At 53.7% G+C, this 19,281-nt stretch carries 16 protein-coding genes; 5 read left to right on the top strand and 11 right to left on the bottom strand.

Going from position 1 to position 19,281, the window contains the following annotated elements; translation table 11 throughout:
* Positions 1 to 73: 73 nt before the first annotated feature.
* From nuoF to lrhA, 6 genes are all read right to left on the bottom strand, one after another.
* Positions 74 to 1,414: an NADH-quinone oxidoreductase subunit NuoF gene (nuoF, locus tag AAIE03_RS03995; RefSeq protein ID WP_026021016.1), complete on the bottom strand. Its 1,341-nt coding sequence runs from the start codon at positions 1,412 to 1,414 to the stop codon at positions 74 to 76.
* Positions 1,415 to 1,416: 2 nt separating this feature from the next.
* Complete coding sequence (gene nuoE / locus AAIE03_RS03990; RefSeq protein WP_013026512.1) at positions 1,417 to 1,932, bottom strand: NADH-quinone oxidoreductase subunit NuoE; 516 nt, start codon at positions 1,930 to 1,932, stop codon at positions 1,417 to 1,419.
* A 2-nt stretch (positions 1,933 to 1,934) separates the two neighbouring features.
* Positions 1,935 to 3,734 carry an NADH-quinone oxidoreductase subunit C/D gene (gene nuoC / locus AAIE03_RS03985; protein WP_013026513.1) on the bottom strand — a complete coding sequence of 600 codons (1,800 nt, stop codon included), beginning with the start codon at positions 3,732 to 3,734 and terminating at the stop codon, positions 1,935 to 1,937.
* A gap of 117 nt (positions 3,735 to 3,851) precedes the next feature.
* Positions 3,852 to 4,529: a NuoB/complex I 20 kDa subunit family protein gene (locus AAIE03_RS03980; protein ID WP_006120026.1), complete on the bottom strand. Its 678-nt coding sequence runs from the start codon at positions 4,527 to 4,529 to the stop codon at positions 3,852 to 3,854.
* A 15-nt stretch (positions 4,530 to 4,544) separates the two neighbouring features.
* Positions 4,545 to 4,988 carry an NADH-quinone oxidoreductase subunit A gene (locus AAIE03_RS03975; protein WP_013026514.1) on the bottom strand — a complete coding sequence of 148 codons (444 nt, stop codon included), beginning with the start codon at positions 4,986 to 4,988 and terminating at the stop codon, positions 4,545 to 4,547.
* A 638-nt stretch (positions 4,989 to 5,626) separates the two neighbouring features.
* The gene (gene lrhA, locus AAIE03_RS03970; RefSeq protein ID WP_013026515.1) at positions 5,627 to 6,550 is read right to left on the bottom strand and encodes a transcriptional regulator LrhA; all 924 of its coding nucleotides are present in this window, start codon (positions 6,548 to 6,550) and stop codon (positions 5,627 to 5,629) included.
* Between the two features lie 959 nt (positions 6,551 to 7,509).
* Here lrhA and AAIE03_RS03965 point away from each other — a divergent pair.
* Entirely contained in the window at positions 7,510 to 8,727 is a 1,218-nt protein-coding gene (locus AAIE03_RS03965; RefSeq protein ID WP_014594167.1) for a pyridoxal phosphate-dependent aminotransferase, read from the top strand.
* A gap of 70 nt (positions 8,728 to 8,797) precedes the next feature.
* Positions 8,798 to 9,397, top strand: a complete 600-nt coding sequence (yfbR, locus tag AAIE03_RS03960; protein WP_013026517.1) for a 5'-deoxynucleotidase — start codon at positions 8,798 to 8,800, stop codon at positions 9,395 to 9,397.
* Positions 9,398 to 9,425: 28 nt separating this feature from the next.
* On the opposite strand, the gene AAIE03_RS03955 is transcribed toward yfbR, so the two are convergent.
* The 3 genes from AAIE03_RS03955 to yfbV form a co-directional block, all read right to left on the bottom strand.
* Complete coding sequence (locus tag AAIE03_RS03955; RefSeq protein WP_013026518.1) at positions 9,426 to 10,085, bottom strand: sugar phosphatase; 660 nt, start codon at positions 10,083 to 10,085, stop codon at positions 9,426 to 9,428.
* A gap of 13 nt (positions 10,086 to 10,098) precedes the next feature.
* A complete protein-coding gene (locus tag AAIE03_RS03950; RefSeq protein WP_026021018.1) occupies positions 10,099 to 10,593 on the bottom strand; it encodes a YfbU family protein in 495 nt (164 codons plus the stop codon).
* A gap of 143 nt (positions 10,594 to 10,736) precedes the next feature.
* Complete coding sequence (yfbV, locus tag AAIE03_RS03945) at positions 10,737 to 11,186, bottom strand: terminus macrodomain insulation protein YfbV (protein ID WP_014605378.1); 450 nt, start codon at positions 11,184 to 11,186, stop codon at positions 10,737 to 10,739.
* A 334-nt stretch (positions 11,187 to 11,520) separates the two neighbouring features.
* On the opposite strand from yfbV, the gene ackA reads away from it, so the two are divergent.
* Both ackA and pta read left to right on the top strand, forming a co-directional pair.
* On the top strand, positions 11,521 to 12,723 hold the full coding sequence (ackA, locus tag AAIE03_RS03940) for an acetate kinase (protein WP_014594170.1): 1,203 nt from the start codon (positions 11,521 to 11,523) through the stop codon (positions 12,721 to 12,723).
* A gap of 84 nt (positions 12,724 to 12,807) precedes the next feature.
* Positions 12,808 to 14,937 carry a phosphate acetyltransferase gene (gene pta / locus AAIE03_RS03935; RefSeq protein ID WP_014594171.1) on the top strand — a complete coding sequence of 710 codons (2,130 nt, stop codon included), beginning with the start codon at positions 12,808 to 12,810 and terminating at the stop codon, positions 14,935 to 14,937.
* A 50-nt stretch (positions 14,938 to 14,987) separates the two neighbouring features.
* Here the strand turns inward: pta and AAIE03_RS03930 are convergent, their stop codons facing one another.
* Positions 14,988 to 16,073, bottom strand: a complete 1,086-nt coding sequence (locus tag AAIE03_RS03930) for an ABC transporter ATP-binding protein (protein ID WP_498562800.1) — start codon at positions 16,071 to 16,073, stop codon at positions 14,988 to 14,990.
* Between the two features lie 265 nt (positions 16,074 to 16,338).
* The gene (gene pdxR, locus AAIE03_RS03925; protein ID WP_029569024.1) at positions 16,339 to 17,832 is read right to left on the bottom strand and encodes a MocR-like pyridoxine biosynthesis transcription factor PdxR; all 1,494 of its coding nucleotides are present in this window, start codon (positions 17,830 to 17,832) and stop codon (positions 16,339 to 16,341) included.
* A gap of 118 nt (positions 17,833 to 17,950) precedes the next feature.
* Here pdxR and AAIE03_RS03920 point away from each other — a divergent pair, with 118 nt between their 5' ends.
* Positions 17,951 to 19,213: a 4-aminobutyrate--2-oxoglutarate transaminase gene (locus tag AAIE03_RS03920; protein ID WP_498562799.1), complete on the top strand. Its 1,263-nt coding sequence runs from the start codon at positions 17,951 to 17,953 to the stop codon at positions 19,211 to 19,213.
* Positions 19,214 to 19,281 lie beyond the last annotated feature (68 nt).

Below are 19,281 nucleotides of genomic sequence, written 5' to 3'. Positions count from 1 at the left end.
TAATCAAATTCTTGTTCCTGCACACTGCAGCAGGAACGGCGGCACAGGGCCAGCTCCCGTGGATAACGGCGAATTACCAGCGCGCTTTCAGCAGGTTTGGCTGAATACCACCGATCGATCGGGTATTACCAAACACCTGCGGCGCGATACCGGCTTCAAACTCTTCACGGAAATATTTAATGGCGCTTTGCAGCGGTTCGACTGCACCGGGTGCGTGGGCGCAGAACGTCTTGCCCGGGCCGAGCTGGCGGCAAAGCTGCTCCAGGGTTTCGATATCCCCCGGCTGGCCTTTTTTCTGCTCCAGCGCGCGCAGGATCTTCACGCTCCACGGCAAACCATCGCGGCATGGCGTACACCAGCCGCAGGATTCACGGGCAAAGAACTCTTCAAGATTGCGCACCAGTGAAACCATATTGATTTCATGGTCCACGGCCATGGCCAGCGCCGTACCCAGACGGCTGCCCGCTTTACCGATGCTGGCGAACTCCATCGGCAGATCCAGATGCTGTTCCGTCAGGAAGTCCGTTCCCGCCCCGCCCGGCTGCCACGCTTTAAAGCGCAGACCATCGCGCATGCCGCCGGCATAGTCTTCCAGGATTTCACGGGCCGTGATACCGAACGGCAGTTCCCAGACGCCAGGGTTTTTCACCCGACCCGAGAAGCCCATCAGCTTGGTACCCGCATCGTCGCTCTTAGACAGGCCCTGATACCACTCAACGCCGTTTGCCAAAATAGCCGGCACGTTTGACAGCGTTTCAACGTTGTTCACGCAGGTCGGCTTACCCCAAACGCCCGCGCTCGCCGGGAAAGGCGGCTTAGAACGTGGGTTAGCACGGCGTCCTTCCAGTGAGTTAATCAGTGCGGTTTCTTCACCGCAAATATAGCGGCCTGCGCCGGTGTGGACGATGAGTTCGAAATCGAACCCTGAGCCCAGGATATTTTTACCCAGTAACCCGGCTTCGGTCGCTTCAGCGATGGCACGGCGCAGATGCACCGCCGCTTCAATGTATTCGCCACGCAGGAAGATGTAGCCACGGTAGGCTTTCAGGGCAAACGCACTGATCAGCATGCCTTCAACCAACTGATGCGGCATCTGCTCCATCAACAGGCGGTCTTTATAGGTGCCCGGCTCCATTTCATCGGCGTTACACAGCAGGTAACGGATGTTCATGGATTCGTCTTTCGGCATCAGGCTCCACTTCAAACCGGTAGAGAAGCCTGCACCACCGCGTCCCTTCAGGCCGGAATCTTTCACCAGCGCCACGATCTCGTCGGGTGCCATGCCCTTCAGTGCTTTTTCCGCACCGGCGTAGCCGTTTTTGCTGCGGTACTCATCCAGCCATACCGGCTGCTGATCGTCGCGCATGCGCCACGTCAGTGGATGGGTTTCGGCAGTACGAATGATCTGTTTAATTGTCATTGATACTGCTCCAGCAAAGAGGCGATGCCTTCCGGCGTCAGATGAACGTGCGTATCTTCATCCACCATCATGGTTGGGCCTTTATCGCAGTTACCCAAACAGCAAGTCGGCAGCAACGTAAAGCGGCCGTCGGTCGTGGTCTGGCCGGGCTTGATATTGAGGTTTTCTTCCAGCGCAGCCTGAATGCCCTGAAAACCGGTAATGTGACAGACCACGCTGTCGCAGTAGCGGATCACGTGGCGGCCAACCGGCTGGCGGAAAATCTGGCTGTAGAACGTTGCCACACCTTCTACGTCACTGGCGGGAATGCCCAGAACGTCGGCAATCGCATGAATCGCGCCGTCTGGAACCCAGCCACGTTGTTTCTGTACGATTTTCAGCGCTTCAATTGACGCCGCGCGTGCATCTTCGTAATGGTGTTTTTCGTGCTCAATCGCATGGTGCTCTTCCGCACTCAGCACGAAGACCTCGTTAGGGTCGATCGTTTTAATAGCAATGTGTTGATCGTGCATAATTAGCGGTCCACGTCTGACATAACAAAGTCGATACTACCGAGGTACACGATTAAATCGGATACCAGGCTGCCACGGATTACCGAAGGAATCTGCTGCAGGTGCGGGAAGCTCGGCGTACGCACACGTGTGCGATAACTCATCGTGCTGCCATCACTGGTCAGGTAGTAACTGTTAATCCCTTTGGTCGCCTCAATCATCTGGAAGGATTCATTGGCCGGCATAACCGGGCCCCATGACACCTGCAGGAAGTGAGTGATCAGGGTTTCAATGTGCTGCAGCGTGCGCTCTTTTGGCGGCGGGGTTGTCAGCGGATGATCGGCTTTAAACGGCCCTTCCGGCATGTTGTTCAGGCACTGTTCCAGAATACGCAGCGACTGCCACATCTCTTCCATTTTCAGCTGTACGCGCGTGTAGGCATCGCTGATACCTGCACCCACGGGCACTTCGAAGTCGAAGTTTTCATAGCCTGAATAGGGACGCCATTTACGCACGTCAAAATCGAGACCGGTGGCGCGCAGGGCTGCACCTGTGGTGCCCCAGGCGAGCGCTTCTTCCATATTGTAGGCTGCCACACCTTGCGAACGGCCCATCAGAACGGTGTTGCGCAGCGCCGCTTTGTCATACTCTTTCAGGCGCTTCGGCATCCAGTCCAGGAAGTCACGCAGCAGGCGCTCCCAGCCTTTCGGCAGGTCGTGTGCCACACCGCCAATACGGAACCAGGCCGGGTGCATACGGAAACCGGTAATCGCCTCAACCACATCATAAATTTTCTGACGGTCGGTAAAGGCAAAGAACACCGGCGTCATTGCGCCAACGTCCTGAATAAAGGTCGAGATGTACAGCAGGTGACTGTTGATGCGGAACAGCTCAGAGAGCATGACGCGAATAACATTCACGCGGTCAGGCACCACGATACCAGCCAGTTTCTCAACGGCCAGTACGTAAGGCATTTCGTTAACGCAGCCACCAAGGTACTCAATACGGTCGGTGTAAGGAATGTAGCTGTGCCAGGACTGACGTTCGCCCATTTTCTCTGCGCCACGGTGGTGATAACCAATATCCGGGACGCAATCGACGATCTCTTCCCCATCCAGCTGCAAAATGATGCGGAAAGCACCGTGCGCTGACGGGTGGTTTGGACCGAGGTTGAGGAACATGAAATCTTCGTTGGCGGTGCTGCGTTTCATGCCCCAGTCTTCCGGCTTGAACGTCAGCGCTTCCATTTCCAGATCTTCTTTCTGCTTCGTCAGCGTGAAAGGATCGAATTCGGTCGCACGCGCAGGATAGTCCTTGCGCAGCGGATGCCCTTCCCAGGTCTGCGGCATCATAATGCGCGTCAGATGCGGGTGACCATCAAAGGTGATACCAAACATCTCCCAGGTTTCGCGCTCATACCAGTTGGCATTGGCGAAAATATTGGTGATGGTCGGCACATGCATATCGTTTTCAGATAAAGCCACCTTGAGCATGATGTCGCGATTGCGTTCAATCGAGAGTAGGTGGTAGAAAACGGAAAAATCCGCGGCAGGTAAACCGGCGCGGTGGGTACGTAAGCGTTCGTCCATGCCATGCAGGTCATACAGCATGACGTACGGCTTAGGAAGTTTTCGCAGGAATGTAATGATTTCCAGCAGCTGTTCACGCTTTACCCAAACAACCGGAATACCGGTGCGGGTCGCCTGAACGGTAAAGGCATCCGGCCCAAAACGATTACGCAGCTCGCCGATCACCGGGTCATCCAGGTGATCCCGGGTTTGCCATAGCGGCTGAGCGAGATCTTGCGTGGTCAAATCTGTCATACGTTACTCACCATTCCGGCCTGATAACAGGCGCTCAAATGAAGGCGTCAGGATGGTGCCATGCATTAATTTGTGGTGTTGTCTGCTGCAGGCACTGATTCCATCCATACGGTTAACTTAAACTTCGTCTGGTGTACGCAGGTTGGTTACTGCAATACGTTCGCCACGCTTACGTTCACGCTCAGACTGCATATTGGCACGGTAAACGCCCTGGTCTCCGACCACCCACGAAAGGGGACGGCGCTCTTTGCCAATGGATTCCTGCAGCAGCAGCAGTGCCTGCATGTAAGCTTCAGGGCGCGGCGGGCAACCCGGGATATACACGTCAACCGGCAGAAACTTATCAACGCCCTGCACGACAGAATAGATATCGTACATGCCGCCTGAGTTGGCACAGGCACCCATGGAAATCACCCATTTCGGCTCCAGCATCTGATCGTACAAACGCTGAATCACCGGGGCCATTTTGGTAAACGGCGTACCGGCAATGACCATGAAGTCGGCCTGACGTGGCGATGCACGCATAACCTCTGCACCGAAACGCGCGACGTCGTGCACGGCGGTGAAGGAGGTGGTCATCTCAACGTAGCAGCATGAAAGACCAAAGTTGTAAGGCCACAGGGAGTTTTTACGTCCCCAGTTCACCATGTCGTGCAGGGCGTGTTCGAGCTTGCCCATGTAGACGCTGCGATGAACGTGCTGCTCCAGCGGATCGCTGACGATTTCCTGCTTTTGCAGAGGGTAACGGTCGTTCTCACCACCGTTTGGGTCTATGCGGGTGAGCGTATAGTCCATCTTATTGCCTCTCTTTTACTGCTTATGAGGATTGGTGTGACTTACCGTGGGCGTTTTAACCACGATTCGCCGGCGTGCAGGCGTCCAGTCCAACGCGCCAATGCGCACCAGATAAACCAGGCCCGCCAGGAGCACCAAAATGAAAATTGCGGCTTCCACAAAGCCGACCCAGCCGCTTTCACGAATAGAGGTCGCCCATGCGTATAAAAAGAGAGCTTCTACGTCGAAGATAACGAAGAACATCGCTACCAGGTAGAATTTTGCTGATAAGCGGAGGTGAGTGTCACCGACGGATTCAATGCCGGACTCAAAAGGTGTGTCTTTGTAACGGGCACGCGCTCTGCCGCCAAGCAGCCAGCCTCCGGTTAACATGAACGCACAGAGGCCAAAAGCGATGACGATAAATACGACGAATGCCCAATGCTGAGCGATGATTTCGGTGGTAGTTGACATACTCATTGCTTACTCATCAAAAGTGGCGCGGGCATCCTGCTCGGGTTCTGGCAGCAAACTCACCACATCGATTCAAAGGGAAGGATAAAAACCTTACAAATTTTGCTGTTACTCTGCAATAAGCAGCAATTTTATGGGGTTTTTTACTCCTTTCTATAACCTTTTGTCAACTTTGACAAAAGTATCCAAACTTTATTTTACACCTGCATCATATTATTAACATATGATGCGCGTGTTTCCAGCTAAATCGCTTCAGTCTGTAAGGGTAATTTTAGTGTAGCGGGTATTTGCGCGCATGGATCGTGCAATTAACCCTCATATTTTGACAGGATTTCGGGGGTTTTCCTTCCCTTGGGAATGGCTATTTTGTTGATCCAGAACACAGAATTATCTTTTTTGTGTTAAATTTCAGCAGTTATCAGACTGATTCGAATCAAATATTTTACATTTTGCCTCTCGCCCGCCATTTACATCGCCCTGAAATGCTTGCGGGCAGGCGATAAACTCAGCGTCTCCGTGCGGGTTTTTATTTCGCAGGAAAAAGGTCAAAAAAAAGCCTCCTGTTCTTTTTACAGAACAAGAGGCCTGTTTACAGCCATTATCTTACCGGTGAATGACGTTTTTTTTGCGACAGCGTGAAAATGTTACTCTTCGTCATCCAGCAACAGCGTGCCGTCAGCGTTGGCCACCATGTTGTACGGATCGTGCGTGGACTGCATAGCATTAAAGATGGCCAGCGCCAGCTCGTTGTCGCTGTCGGCATTACGGCACAGCAGATACTGTGTATCCGGTAAAACCGGCAAGCCTTCTGCTGCGCCCATCACGCGCAGTTCCGGGCTCATCATTTCTACCGGACGCGCCGTTACACCCAATCCTGCTTTGACTGCCGCACGAACGGCCGCCAGGGTTGATGCAACGTAAGAGATACGCCACGGGATACCGGCTTCGTTGAGATGATCAATCGCCATATCACGATACGGACTGGGTTCATCAAGCAGTACCAGTGGAATAGCTTCTCCACGCTGGAACACATAATCCGCCGCGCAATACCACAGGGTCGGAGAGGTACGCAGAACCTGATGGGTAAAGTTACCCGGGCTTGACGTCGTGACGACTAAGTCAACTTCGCCCTGATTCAGCATTTCCATCATGAACGGATTGCGTTTCACGCGAACATCAATCGCCAGTTTTGGATAGACAGAGGTCACGCGGTTTAACAGGAACGGCAGAATGGTATCTGAGGTATCGTCAGAAGCGCCAATCGTCAGTACACCCTGGATGTTGCTGTACATCAGTGAAGTACAGGCTTCATCGTTAAAACGCAGGATTTTCCTGGCATAGCCCAGAAGCTGAATGCCGTGTTCAGTTAACAACTTGTTGCGGCCATGTCTGGCAAACAACTCTTTACCGACCAGTTGTTCCAGACGTTGCATCTGCTGACTCACTGCCGATTGCGTTCTGCACACCGCAGCAGCAGCGGCTGCAAAGGTGTTCAGGTCAGCTACAGCAACAAAAGTCCGGAGCAGATCGAGATCGAGATTGAGTATCGGACGATTTGCATTAGTCATGTTTTTTCTTCACTTATTAGATTTTTAAGAACTACTATCCTGGTGTTATTACAAGCTTATCAAAGCGATAAGCGGTAATGATGCTTCATGGCGTCCCGGCAAAGGGCCGACATAAAATTTACTTACGGAGGAAGACGGTACTTCCCTGCAAAACAGGGAAACCGGGTCCTGAAGACAGAGACAACTTCTGTACCGAAGGCACTGGATGCAAAAATGCGGGAAGCTGTGTAGTTGTCTTTTCCTACCCCCAAAGTGCCCTCAGGCAGGGGTAAACGGGTCTGTAATACGCTAACGGTACGCAGCGTTTAATCTCATCAAATAGTAAATTATACTTAATCATTTTTGACCGCAAAATGGAAATGTTTTTGTGAAAAGCATTGCATATTTTGATCAAATAGCATCTTACATCCCTTCGAGAATGTCCTGAGCGGACGTAACCTGCCTGAAAACAGGAAATACGACTTTTCAGCGATGAAACATGCATTGATGATGCTCCCGGTTGTCTCTCCCGGCCCTGAAAATCTTATAAAAAACCTTTGATATAAGATAGTTAACATTATGCACCATCGTTTTTTTTCAGGTTACTCTGAGTTGAGGCCGCTTTTTGCGTGCAAATTTTATGCATCAATAAAGCATAATTAAACTATTTCACTCATGACGCATCACAGATTCTCAGATTGTTTTACGGCCTTCAGGTTCATTATCGGCAAAATAAAAGCAGACATTACCCAGCGCTCAATTTTTAATCGCAGCATAATAAACTAATAAAACTCAAAAAAACAAACGTTACAACCGGCCTGCTTGATAACCAATACGCATTCCATCGTCTGGCTGGAGACAAAGATGCTGAACACGCCAAAACCGCGCCCTGCCCTTCTTTTGTCGGCCTGAGGAGAGTACATTGTGCAGGTTTGTTTTCAGCGGCAGGCACAAGGATTCTGCACATTAAGGCGGCCACAATGACTTTTCAAATTGATAAATCCGGCAAACTGGACAATGTCTGTTACGACATTCGTGGACCGGTTTTAAAAGAGGCTAAACGCCTCGAAGAAGAAGGTAATAAAGTTCTTAAGTTGAACATCGGCAATCCGGCCCCCTTTGGCTTCGAAGCGCCGGACGAGATTCTGGTTGATGTCATCCGTAACCTTCCCAGCGCACAGGGATACTGTGACTCCAAAGGATTGTATTCTGCTCGTAAAGCCATCATGCAGCACTACCAGGCGCGTGACATGCGCGACGTCACGGTGGAAGACATCTATATCGGCAACGGTGTTTCTGAACTCATCGTCCAGGCCATGCAGGCGCTGCTGAACAGCGGTGATGAAATGCTGGTGCCGGCACCTGACTACCCGCTGTGGACCGCGGCCGTGTCGCTCTCAAGCGGCAAAGCCGTGCACTACCTGTGTGATGAGTCCGCAGGCTGGTTCCCGGATCTGGATGATATCCGCAGTAAAATTACGCCACGCACGCGCGGCATCGTGATTATCAATCCCAATAATCCAACCGGTGCGGTTTACAGCAAAGCACTGTTGATGGAAGTCGTTGAGATTGCCCGCCAGCATAACCTGATTATTTTCGCTGACGAGATCTACGATAAAATTCTGTACGACGACGCACAGCATCACTCTATTGCTGCACTGGCGCCGGACTTGCTGACCGTAACCTTTAACGGCCTGTCTAAAACCTATCGCGTAGCGGGTTTCCGCCAGGGCTGGATGGTGCTAAACGGCCCCAAAAAGCATGCTAAAGGTTATATCGAAGGGCTGGAGATGCTGGCATCCATGCGTCTGTGTGCCAACGTCCCCGCGCAGCATGCCATTCAGACTGCGTTGGGCGGCTATCAGAGCATTAGTGAGTTTATTGTGCCTGGCGGGCGGCTCTATGAACAGCGTCAGCGCGCATGGGAACTGATCAACGATATTCCCGGCGTGAGCTGTGTGAAGCCGCAGGGCGCACTTTATATGTTCCCGCGTATTGATGCCAAAAAATTCAATATCCACGACGATCAGAAAATGGTGCTGGATTTCCTGCTACAGGAGAAAGTGCTACTGGTTCAGGGAACGGCGTTTAACTGGCCGTGGCCCGATCATCTGCGCATCGTGACGCTGCCGCGCGTCGACGATCTGGAAATGGCGATCAATAAGTTTGGCCGTTTTCTGCAAGGCTACCGCCAGTAGTCCGGATGCGCCTATACTGATGTGATTTCGGGGAGAGCACGCCTCTCCCCTGTCGCAAACAGGAATTACCATGACTCAGAGCCATTTCTTCGCCCATCTTTCCCGTCTCAAACTCATCAACCGCTGGCCGCTGATGCGCAACGTGCGCACCGAGAACGTCTCTGAACACAGTTTGCAGGTCGCGATGGTTGCCCACGCGCTGGCCATCATTAAAAATAAGAAGTTTAACGGCAACCTTAATGCCGAGCGCATCGCCATGATGGCGCTGTATCACGACGCCAGTGAAGTGCTGACCGGAGACTTACCCACGCCGGTGAAGTACTACAACGCGCAGATCGCCCACGAATACAAAAAGATTGAGAAAATCGCGCAGCAGAAGTTGATTGAGATGCTGCCGGACGAGTTGCAGGATGTTTACCGTCCGCTGATTGATGAGCATCTGCACAGTGAGGAAGAAAAAGCCGTCGTGAAACAAGCCGATGCGATCTGTGCCTACGTAAAATGCCTGGAAGAGCTGTCGGCCGGCAATAATGAGTTTTTGTTAGCAAAAGCGCGGCTGGAAAAAACCCTGAATCAGCGTCGTTCGCCCGAAATGAGCTATTTCGTGGAGGTCTTCATTCCCAGCTTTAGCCTGTCTCTGGACGAAATCTCGCAGGACACGCCGCTCTGACAATGGCGGCTTCACGCCGCCCTTTTACCTAGCCTTGATGGTGAAACGCAAACTTGCCCGTCGATCGTTTGGTGACCACCAGCGATTCCAGTGAAGTCAGGCGCAGCGCCACTTCGTCAATGCGTGGCGTATCATCAGGCGCATTCGCGGCGATCACGGCACAGCCCGCAGCTAACCCGGCGATCACGCCGGCCGGCGCATCTTCTACCACTACGCAGTCGGCTGGCGACAGCTTTAACCTTTCTGCACCCAGTAAGTAAGGATCGGGTTCTGGCTTGCCCTTCGCCACCTGTTCGGCCGTAATAAACACGGCAGGCTGAGGTAAACCTGCTGCTTTGTGACGCGCATGCGCCACCGGAACGGAGCCGGAGGTGACAATCGCCCAGGGGATTTGCAACGCATTCAGCTGCGTGAGCAACGCTTTTGCGCCTGGCAGCGCCCGCACGCCGTCCGTGTCTTCTGCTTCCGTTTTTTCCAGCGCCAGAAACTCGGCCTGGATTGCGGCTTCTGACTGGCCCGCCATAAAGTGGCGCAGTGAAGTAATCGCCTGCTTTCCGTGAATGAAGTCCAGAATCTCATCAGCCGCAATGCCATGACGTGCACCCCAGTTGCTCCAGGCGCGTTCAACCGCGGGTAGCGAATCCACTAAGGTGCCATCTAAATCAAATAAAAAACCACTGTACTCCACGCGTCACTCCTCATCAGGCGTTAATGATTTGCGCAATCTCGTTTACGCTTAAATGGTATTGGCGAGGACAAGTCTGCCACAAAGCCAGCATACGTTGATACTTTTCCCACATCGGCGTTTGCGCATTAAAGCCATGCGTTCCCGCATCAAAATGGGTATAGCGCCCTTCGATGTTCACCATAAACCGCACATAACCGAGATAGCGGGATTCCGTGGCGGCATCAAACCCCAGAAATGCCAGACGTCGTGGGTCGATATCGCCTTGGGTCTTGAGATTAGCCCAGGAGACCTGCAGCGCGTGGTGCATTTCCATAATGTCGATAAGCGTCCGGCAGGTCTCTTCGGGAAGCTTGCCAAACTCTTTGTCCAGCTCCCGCATTTGCAGGCCATAGCCACGCTCAATGATAGTCTGGTAGCGACGAAAACGTTCGGCGCTCTCCGGTTCCAGCATTGCCATGATTTTGTACTGGTTAGTCAGGATCAAACGTTGCGCGTGGGTCATTTCCATCATCTTGTCCTCCAGCCCGCGGGCTGTTCAGGTTTTATACGATGGAAAGATAATTACACAGGGGAAGCGATGCGGGCGTAGCCACATCGCTTTTCATTGATTTAACCGCAGGTTTGCGTGCAATAATTTCTGCACGGTGCGGATTAAAGATCGTCCAGAAAGGTGCGGTCCAACTGTTTAAAGGCGCGCTTAAGCAGATCGGCCAGTGCCTGGTAAGTTGGTTTGCCTTCAACCGGTGCGATCGCCTGACCTGCGGCTTCCAGCTTCGTGCGCACTTCATGGAACCAGCGCAGCAGCGTGGGCGGCAATGGGGTGACGGATCGCTTACCCAGCCACCATAATCCCTGCATAGGCAAACTACAGGCAAAGAGAGCCGTTGCTACTGCCGGGCCCAATTGCCCACCCATCGCGATCTGCCATGTGAGCGTAAAGACCGCCAGCGGCGGCATAAAGCGAATCGCAAAGCGCGTAGCCGTCGATACCCGGTTCTCAGGAAAGACCGGTGCCAGGCGTTTATCGTTGGGCCAGGTCTTCATATAATGCTGTCCGCGTTGAAACATCCGGAACCAGCCGGTGTGAGATTCATTCGCCATGGCTCGCCTCAACTAATACTGTATTTTTTGAAAAATAATTATAACCACACAACTTTACGTAACATCCTTCAAATATTTTTGTCTTTAAAGGTGACTCCGGCTATTCTGACGCCGTTTTAACAGCGTCACTGCCGCAACTTCCCTTGTAACAGAGACGACAAGGCCCGTTTTAAGCGAAATTTCAAATTTATGCGTAAAGACTCAATTTTTTTTTGCATAAAACGCACTATTTTGACCTGGGTATGACTTCTGTCATTAATCTGGCTGCGTCGATGGGCTACGCTGTAAGTCTGATTGCGTTATTTTTAGCCACTTTTAACAAATAGGTACTTCCATGTCGAGTAAGTTAGTACTGGTTCTGAATTGCGGCAGCTCTTCTCTCAAGTTTGCCATTCTTAATCCCACCAGCGGTGAAGAATTCCTCTCGGGTCTGGCTGAATGCTTCCACCTGCCCGAAGCACGGATCAAATGGAAACTTGATGGTCAGAAGCAGGAAGCACCTTTAGGTGCTGGCGCAGCCCACAGCGAAGCGCTGAATTTCATTGTTAAAACAATTCTGGCACAAAAACCAGAGCTTTCAGCACAAATCGCTGCAATAGGTCACCGTATTGTTCACGGCGGCGAAAAACTTACGCAGTCAGTGGTCATTTCTCAGTCTGTTGTGCAGGGTATCAAAGATGCATCATCTTTTGCACCACTGCATAACCCAGCGGGCCTGATTGGCATTGATGAAGCCATGAAAAACTTCCCGCACTTATCTGACAAGAATGTGGCGGTTTTTGACACGGCTTTCCATCAGACAATGCCGGAAGAGTCCTACCTTTATGCGCTGCCGTATGCCCTGTATAAAGAGCACGGCGTGCGCCGCTACGGTGCGCACGGTACCAGCCACTACTATGTCACCCACGAAGCGGCAAAAATGCTGAATAAGCCGCTAGAAACGCTGAACATCATTACCTGTCATCTCGGTAACGGCGGGTCTGTTTCTGCTATCCGTAACGGTGAGTGTGTGGATACGTCTATGGGCCTGACCCCGCTGGAAGGCCTGGTCATGGGGACCCGCAGCGGCGATATCGATCCGGCCATTATCTTCTTCCTGCACGACACGCTGGGCATGAGCGTCGATGCCATTAACAAGATGCTGACCAAAGAGTCGGGGCTGTTAGGGCTGACCGAAGTCACCAGCGACTGCCGTTATGTTGAAGACAACTACGCCACCAAAGAAGATGCTAAACGCGCAATGGATGTCTTCTGCCACCGTCTGGCCAAATACATTGGCAGCTATACCGCGCTGATGGACGGTCGTCTCGATGGCGTGGTCTTCACCGGCGGTATCGGTGAAAATGCGGCGATGGTGCGTGAGCTGACCCTGGACAAGCTGGCGCTGCTGGGCTTTGACATTGACCACGAGCGCAACCTGGCGGCTCGCTTTGGCAAGTCAGGTTTTATCAACAAAGAAGGCACTCGCCCGGCAGTGGTGATCCCCACTAACGAAGAGTTAGTGATTGCCCGAGATGCCGCTCGCCTTACCGCCTGATCTCATTTCGTCGTCAGCTCCGGCTGACGGCGTTGTTTTGACACCCAGTGAAATCTGAGAGGTTCAATCGTGTCACGTACAATTATGCTCATTCCGACCGGCACCAGCGTCGGTCTGACCAGCGTTAGCCTTGGCGTTATTCGCGCCATGGAACGTAAAGGCGTTCGACTGAGCGTTTTCAAACCCATTGCACAACCGCGTGCGGGCGGCAATGCACCTGACCAGACCACCAGCATTGTGCGCAAGAGTTCAGGCATCCCGGCCGCAGAGCCGCTGCCGATGTCCCGTGTGGAATCGCTGCTGGGTTCTAATCAGCAAGACGTGCTGATGGAAGAAATTATTGCCCGCTACCACGCCAATGCGCAGGATGCTGAAGTGGTTCTGGTTGAAGGCCTGGTGCCTACGCGTAAGCACCAGTTTGCCAGCGCGCTGAACTATGAAATCGCCAAAACGTTAAACGCTGAAATCGTCTTCGTGACCGCGCTGGGTAACGATTCTCCCGCACAGCTCAAAGAGCGTATTGAACTGACACAAAGCAGCTTTGGCGGTTCGAAGAATAAAAGCATCACCGGTGTGATCATCAACAAGCTGAACGCGCCCGTTGATGAGCAGGGCCGTACGCGCCCTGACCTGTCTGAAATTTTCGATGACTCATCGAAGGCCAGCATCGCGAATATCAATCCTGACCAGCTGTTTGCCAACAGTCCCTTGCCCATTTTGGGTTGTGTGCCGTGGAGCTTCGACCTGATTGCGACCCGCGCCATTGATATGTGCCGCCACCTGAACGCCCGGATTATTAACGAAGGTGAAATTCAGACCCGCCGTGTCAAATCAGTGACCTTCTGCGCACGCAGCATCCCGCATATGCTTGAGCATTTCCGCCCGGGCTCGCTGCTGGTCACCTCGGCTGACCGCCCTGACGTGCTGGTTGCCGCCTGTCTGGCCGCGATGAACGGTATTGAGATCGGTGCCATTCTTTTAACCGGTAACTATGAAATTGACGAGCGCATCGCCAAACTGTGCGATCGCGCCTTCCAGACTGGCCTGCCGGTCTTCATGGTCAAAACCAATACCTGGCAGACCTCGCTCAGCCTGCAAAGCTTTAACCTCGAAGTACCGGTTGATGACACGCAGCGCATTGAAAAAGTCCAGGAATACGTCGCAAGTTACATTAACGCGGACTGGATCGAGTCGCTGACCGCCACGTCTGAGCGCAGTCGCCGCCTGTCGCCGCCGGCTTTCCGCTATCAGTTAACCGAACTGGCTCGCAAGGCTGGCAAGCGCATTGTTCTGCCGGAAGGGGATGAACCCCGTACCGTTAAAGCCGCAGCAATCTGTGCCGACCGCGGCATTGCGACCTGTGTCCTGCTGGGCAATCCGGATGAAATCCAGCGCGTTGCGGCAGCCCAGGGCGTTGAGCTGGGTAAAGGCATTGAGATAGTCGATCCTGAAGTGGTGCGTCAGAACTATGTTCCGCGTCTGGTCGAGCTGCGCAAAAGCAAAGGAATGACCGAGGTGGTTGCGCAGGAACAGCTGGAAGATAACGTGGTGCTGGGCACCATGATGCTGGAAAGCGGGGAAGTTGACGGGTTGGTCTCGGGCGCGGTACATACAACGGCCAACACCATTCGTCCGCCGTTACAGCTGATCAAAACCGCGCCCAACAGCTCACTGGTGTCATCCGTGTTCTTTATGCTGCTGCCAGAGCAGGTGCTGGTCTACGGCGACTGCGCGATCAACCCCGATCCAACGGCTGAACAGCTGGCAGAAATTGCCATTCAGTCTGCCGATTCAGCGAAAGCCTTCGGCATCGATCCACGCGTCGCCATGATTTCCTACTCAACCGGTAATTCAGGTGCCGGTAGCGACGTGGAGAAAGTGCGTGAAGCCACGCGTCTTGCGCAGGAAAAACGCCCGGATCTGGTGATTGATGGGCCGTTGCAGTACGACGCGGCGATTATGGAAGACGTGGCAAAATCCAAGGCGCCCAACTCGCAGGTTGCCGGACGCGCAACGGTCTTTATTTTCCCGGATCTCAATACCGGTAACACCACCTACAAAGCGGTGCAGCGTTCCGCTGACCTGATTTCAATCGGGCCAATGCTGCAGGGCATGCGTAAGCCGGTCAACGACCTGTCACGCGGCGCACTGGTAGACGATATCGTCTACACCATTGCCCTGACGGCGATTCAGTCGCAGCAGGCTGAAGGTTAATCCCTTCCCGTTGAACAAGAGCATGCAGACTGCATGCTCTTTTTTTATGCCTATTGCAGCGTAACGTCGAGCGCGCGCAGGTGCTGAGGTTGCCAGGACAAGGTCACTTCACTGCCCGCCGTCCAGCCGGGTGAAACCTCCGATGAGGCCATTTTCACCATAAAGTTTCCCTGACCAGCAACTTCCGTCAGCATTCTCACGTGGTCACCCAGATAGATAAACTGCTGGATTTGGGCCTGGACCGACTGATCGCCCGGTTTAGCTGCATTTACGTTGATGCGTTCAGGGCGGATACTGAGCTGTATTTTCTTGCCCGGAGAACTGGGCCGCACCTTCAGCGCATCCAGCTGGATACCGTTATCCAGCGTCACCTGATAGTAATCACCCTGCTGCCCTGACTGGGTTGCCAGCAGGCTGTTATTCTCGCCAATAAACTGCGCCACGAAGGCGTTGTCGGGCTGTTCATAAAGCTTATTCGGGCTGTCCATTTGCTGAATCATGCCGTCGTTAAAGACCGCCACCCGGTCAGACATGGTCATAGCTTCGCTCTGATCGTGAGTCACGTAAACAATGGTCAGCCCGAGAATGTTATGCAGCTGCTTAATTTCCATCTGCATGTGTTCACGCAGCTGTTTATCCAGCGCCCCCAGCGGCTCGTCCATCAGGATCAGTTTAGGTTCAAATACCAGCGCCCGCGCCAGGGCCACCCGCTGCTGCTGGCCGCCAGACATCTGTGCGGGATAACGGTCTGCCAGCGAAGTGAGTTTAATCATATCCAGCACCCGCTTAACTCGCTGGGCAATATCGGCCTTGCTCAAACGACGAATCGACAAAGGAAACGCCAGATTTTCGGCCACCGTCATGTGGGGAAAAAGCGCGTAGTTCTGGAATACCATACCGATATCACGCTGATGCGGCGGCAACGTGTGCAAAGGTTTATCACGAAGCAGTATCTCGCCATCGGTGGGCGTTTCAAATCCTGCCAGCATCATGAGGCTGGTCGTTTTCCCGGAGCCTGACGGCCCTAACAGGGTCAAAAACTCGCCTTCTGCCACATCCAGATTGAGGTTGCGCACCACCAGCTTGTCGCCGTCGTAGCTCTTTTTGATATTCCGAAAACTGACAAAATTTCTCATGGCGTAATCTCGTAAACAGGATGAAAAAGGGTTTCGGCACGATTCATGCATCATCCTTTTGACGTGCGAATCCTGTCGGGCCTTTTTTTAGCACTACCACAACGCATTTGATTTGCACAAGCAGAATTTGACAATCTAAAAAGAAATGGCTTACAAATTTACTTTGCAGGCCATTGTATTTTATTGTCTTTTTAAATTTAACATTAAATTAACGTGACAGTTATCACAGAATCAGGCAATACCAGGGATGCGCACTGATGGTGCATCAGGGCGAGACAGACGCCACCTGCAGGTGATGTTGCAACCGGGTCAGGATAGGCGCGAACGCGGCGGGAATGGCGGCTTCGTCAACACAGGCATAACCCAGCAGCAATCCGCGCTGCGGCGTGCCCCGAAGATAATAGGACGACAGGGGACGTGTTAATACACCGCACTGTTCCAGCTCTGCGCTAAAGGCCACATCGTCAATGCTGTCCGGCAGCCTGAGAACCAGATGCAACCCCGCATTGCTGTGATGCACTATCCAGTCGGCGCCCAGCGATGTGCTAATCACCTCCACCAGCGCAGCACGGCGGCGGCTGTAAATCTGCCGCATGCGTCGTACGTGGGCCGCATAGTGCCCTTCCCGAATAAACTCCGCCAGCGTGAGTTGTACTAACCCGTAGCCGCCGCGATACAGCTCGGAGTGCGCCATTTTCATCCGTGCCGCCAGGGATTTAGGCACCACCATGTAGCTGAGCCGGATGCCGGGATACAAGGTTTTACTGAAGGTGCCCAGATAAATCACTGGGGCATCCGCCGCCAGGCCCTGTAGCGCAGGAATGGGACTTCCGGTAAAGCGGAACTCGCCATCGTAGTCATCTTCCACCACCCAACTGCCGCTGCTTTTTGCGCGCTCCAGTAATTCATGGCGCCGCTGCAGGCTCATGACCGCCCCGAGAGGATACTGGTGAGAAGGCGTCACACAGATCAGGCGAGGCACCGGGCTGTCTGGCTGCTCGGGCGGCAAAACCAGCCCCTGATCGTCAACCTGCGTGGGGATCAGCGTGACGCCGTTCACCGCCAGCACATTGCGGATCCCCCAGTATCCCGGCTCTTCGACGATGGCCCTGTCTCCCGGATCGCAAAGCATTTTCGCCAGCAGATCCAGCGACTGATGGGTTCCGGCGGTGATCAGTACCTGTTCGGGGGTGCAGTTCACCGAACGGATCACCCGCAGGTAATCCGCCAGCGCCTGTTGTAACTCAACACAGCCGCCGTGGCTGGCATAGCTCAGGTTTTCAACCGGCAGCCGTCGGCTCAGGCGGAGCTGAATTTTGCGCCAGATGTCGTGCGGCATATGGCTGACGTCCGGCACACCGGGCATAAATGCCCCCCACTGATGGCTCCCGGCACCGCTGCTCGCCAGCAGGCGTGAACCCCGTCGCGACAGTCTGACGGGTTTCATCGGCGGCGTGACGGGCCTGATCAGCGGCTCACCCGGCACCTGTTCCGGCAGCACGGTACTGACGAAGGTGCCGCTTCCGGTGCGGGTTTGTACATAGCCCTCAGACTGAAGCTGTTCATAGACTGCCAGCACGGTATTACGTGAGACAGAAAGTTCGCGAGCAAGGTCGCGGCTGGCGGGCAGTCGCGTCGCGGTGGCAATGGATCCGTCCTGAATCGCTGCCTGCAAGACATCATACAATCGCTTATTCAGCGTACCGCCGGAAAGCGAGGCCAGACGTTGTGCAAGCAGGTCACCGAGTAAGCTTCGCAAAATTGGTACCTCAAAATAAAAAAAACTGGCTCTGGATTATAAAACCCTGAAAACGCTAAAAAGCAAGGAGGCAGATTCCACTGTAACAATATGGCAACAAACACCATGAGGTCGCGTTATGAGTAACAGTGAAGTGCAGGTCCGTCGTCTCAATGCTACGCCGCGCGGCGTGGGCGTGATGTGCGATTTCTATGCGATGAAAGCAGAAAACGCTACGTTATGGGATCACCAGGGCCGTGAAATTATCGATTTCAGCGCAGGCATTGCCGTGCTGAATACCGGACATCGTCATCCCAAAGTGATCGCCGCCATCAAAGAACAGCTCGATCATTTTACCCACACCGCGTTTCAGGTTGTGCCTTACGAAAATTATATTGCCCTGGCGGAAAAACTGAATGCGCTGGTGCCGGTAAGCAGCCCCGCCAAGACCACTTTTTTCTCCACCGGCGCAGAAGCCGTTGAGAACGCGGTCAAAATTGCCCGCGCGGCAACCGGCCGTCCCGGCGTCATCGCCTTTACGGGGGCCTTTCACGGCCGCACCAACATGACGATGTCGCTGACGGGCAAAGTGGTCCCCTACAAAACCGGTTTCGGCCCCTTTGCCAGCTCAGTATTTCACGCCCGCTACCCGAATGCACTGCATGGCTGTAGCGTCGATGATGCGCTGGAGAGTTTACAAACCATTTTCCGCTGCGATATCAGCCCGCAACAGGTTGCGGCCATTATCTATGAACCCATTCAGGGTGAAGGCGGCTTCAATATCGCGCCGCCAGCGTTTGTGACCGCCCTGCGCACGCTGTGCGATCAACATGGCATTCTGCTGATCGCCGATGAAATCCAAAGTGGTTTTGCCCGCACCGGCAAGCTGTTTGCCAGTGAATACTATCCTGACGTGCAGCCAGACCTGATCACCATGGCAAAAAGCCTGGCGGGCGGTATGCCGCTATCGGCGGTTTCAGGGCGGGCTGACGTAATGGATGCGCCCCTGCCCGGCGGCCTGGGTGGCACCTATGCAGGAAGCCCACCGGCCATTGCCGCTGCGCTGGCCGTGCTGGAGGTCATTCGCGATGAAAACCTGTGCGAGCGCGCCCTGCTGTTAGGCGGGCAACTGACGGAAACGCTGCAGGGCGCAGGCTGTAGTGCGCTGGCAGAGGTGCGCGGTCGCGGTTCTATGATCGCGGCTGAATTCACTAACAGCGAAGGCCAACCCAGCGCAGACATCGCCAAAGCTATTCAGCAAGAGGCGCTGGACGAAGGGTTGCTGCTGCTCACCTGCGGCGTACACGGCAACGTTATTCGTTTCCTCTACCCTCTCACCATTCCGGACGCGCAGTTCCGCACGGCACTGAATCTGCTGAACCGTATCCTGGGCAAGTATTAGGTTTCGCGGGCTGACGCGCCGCACGTTCCGCTGCGGGTCAGCCCCTGGCATCATGATTGCAATGCAAA

It is taken from the genome of Pantoea sp. Ae19-2, assembly GCF_059801205.1.
Note: the sequence above shows the minus strand (reverse complement) of the source record. Positions and strands in the feature narration are given on the sequence as shown.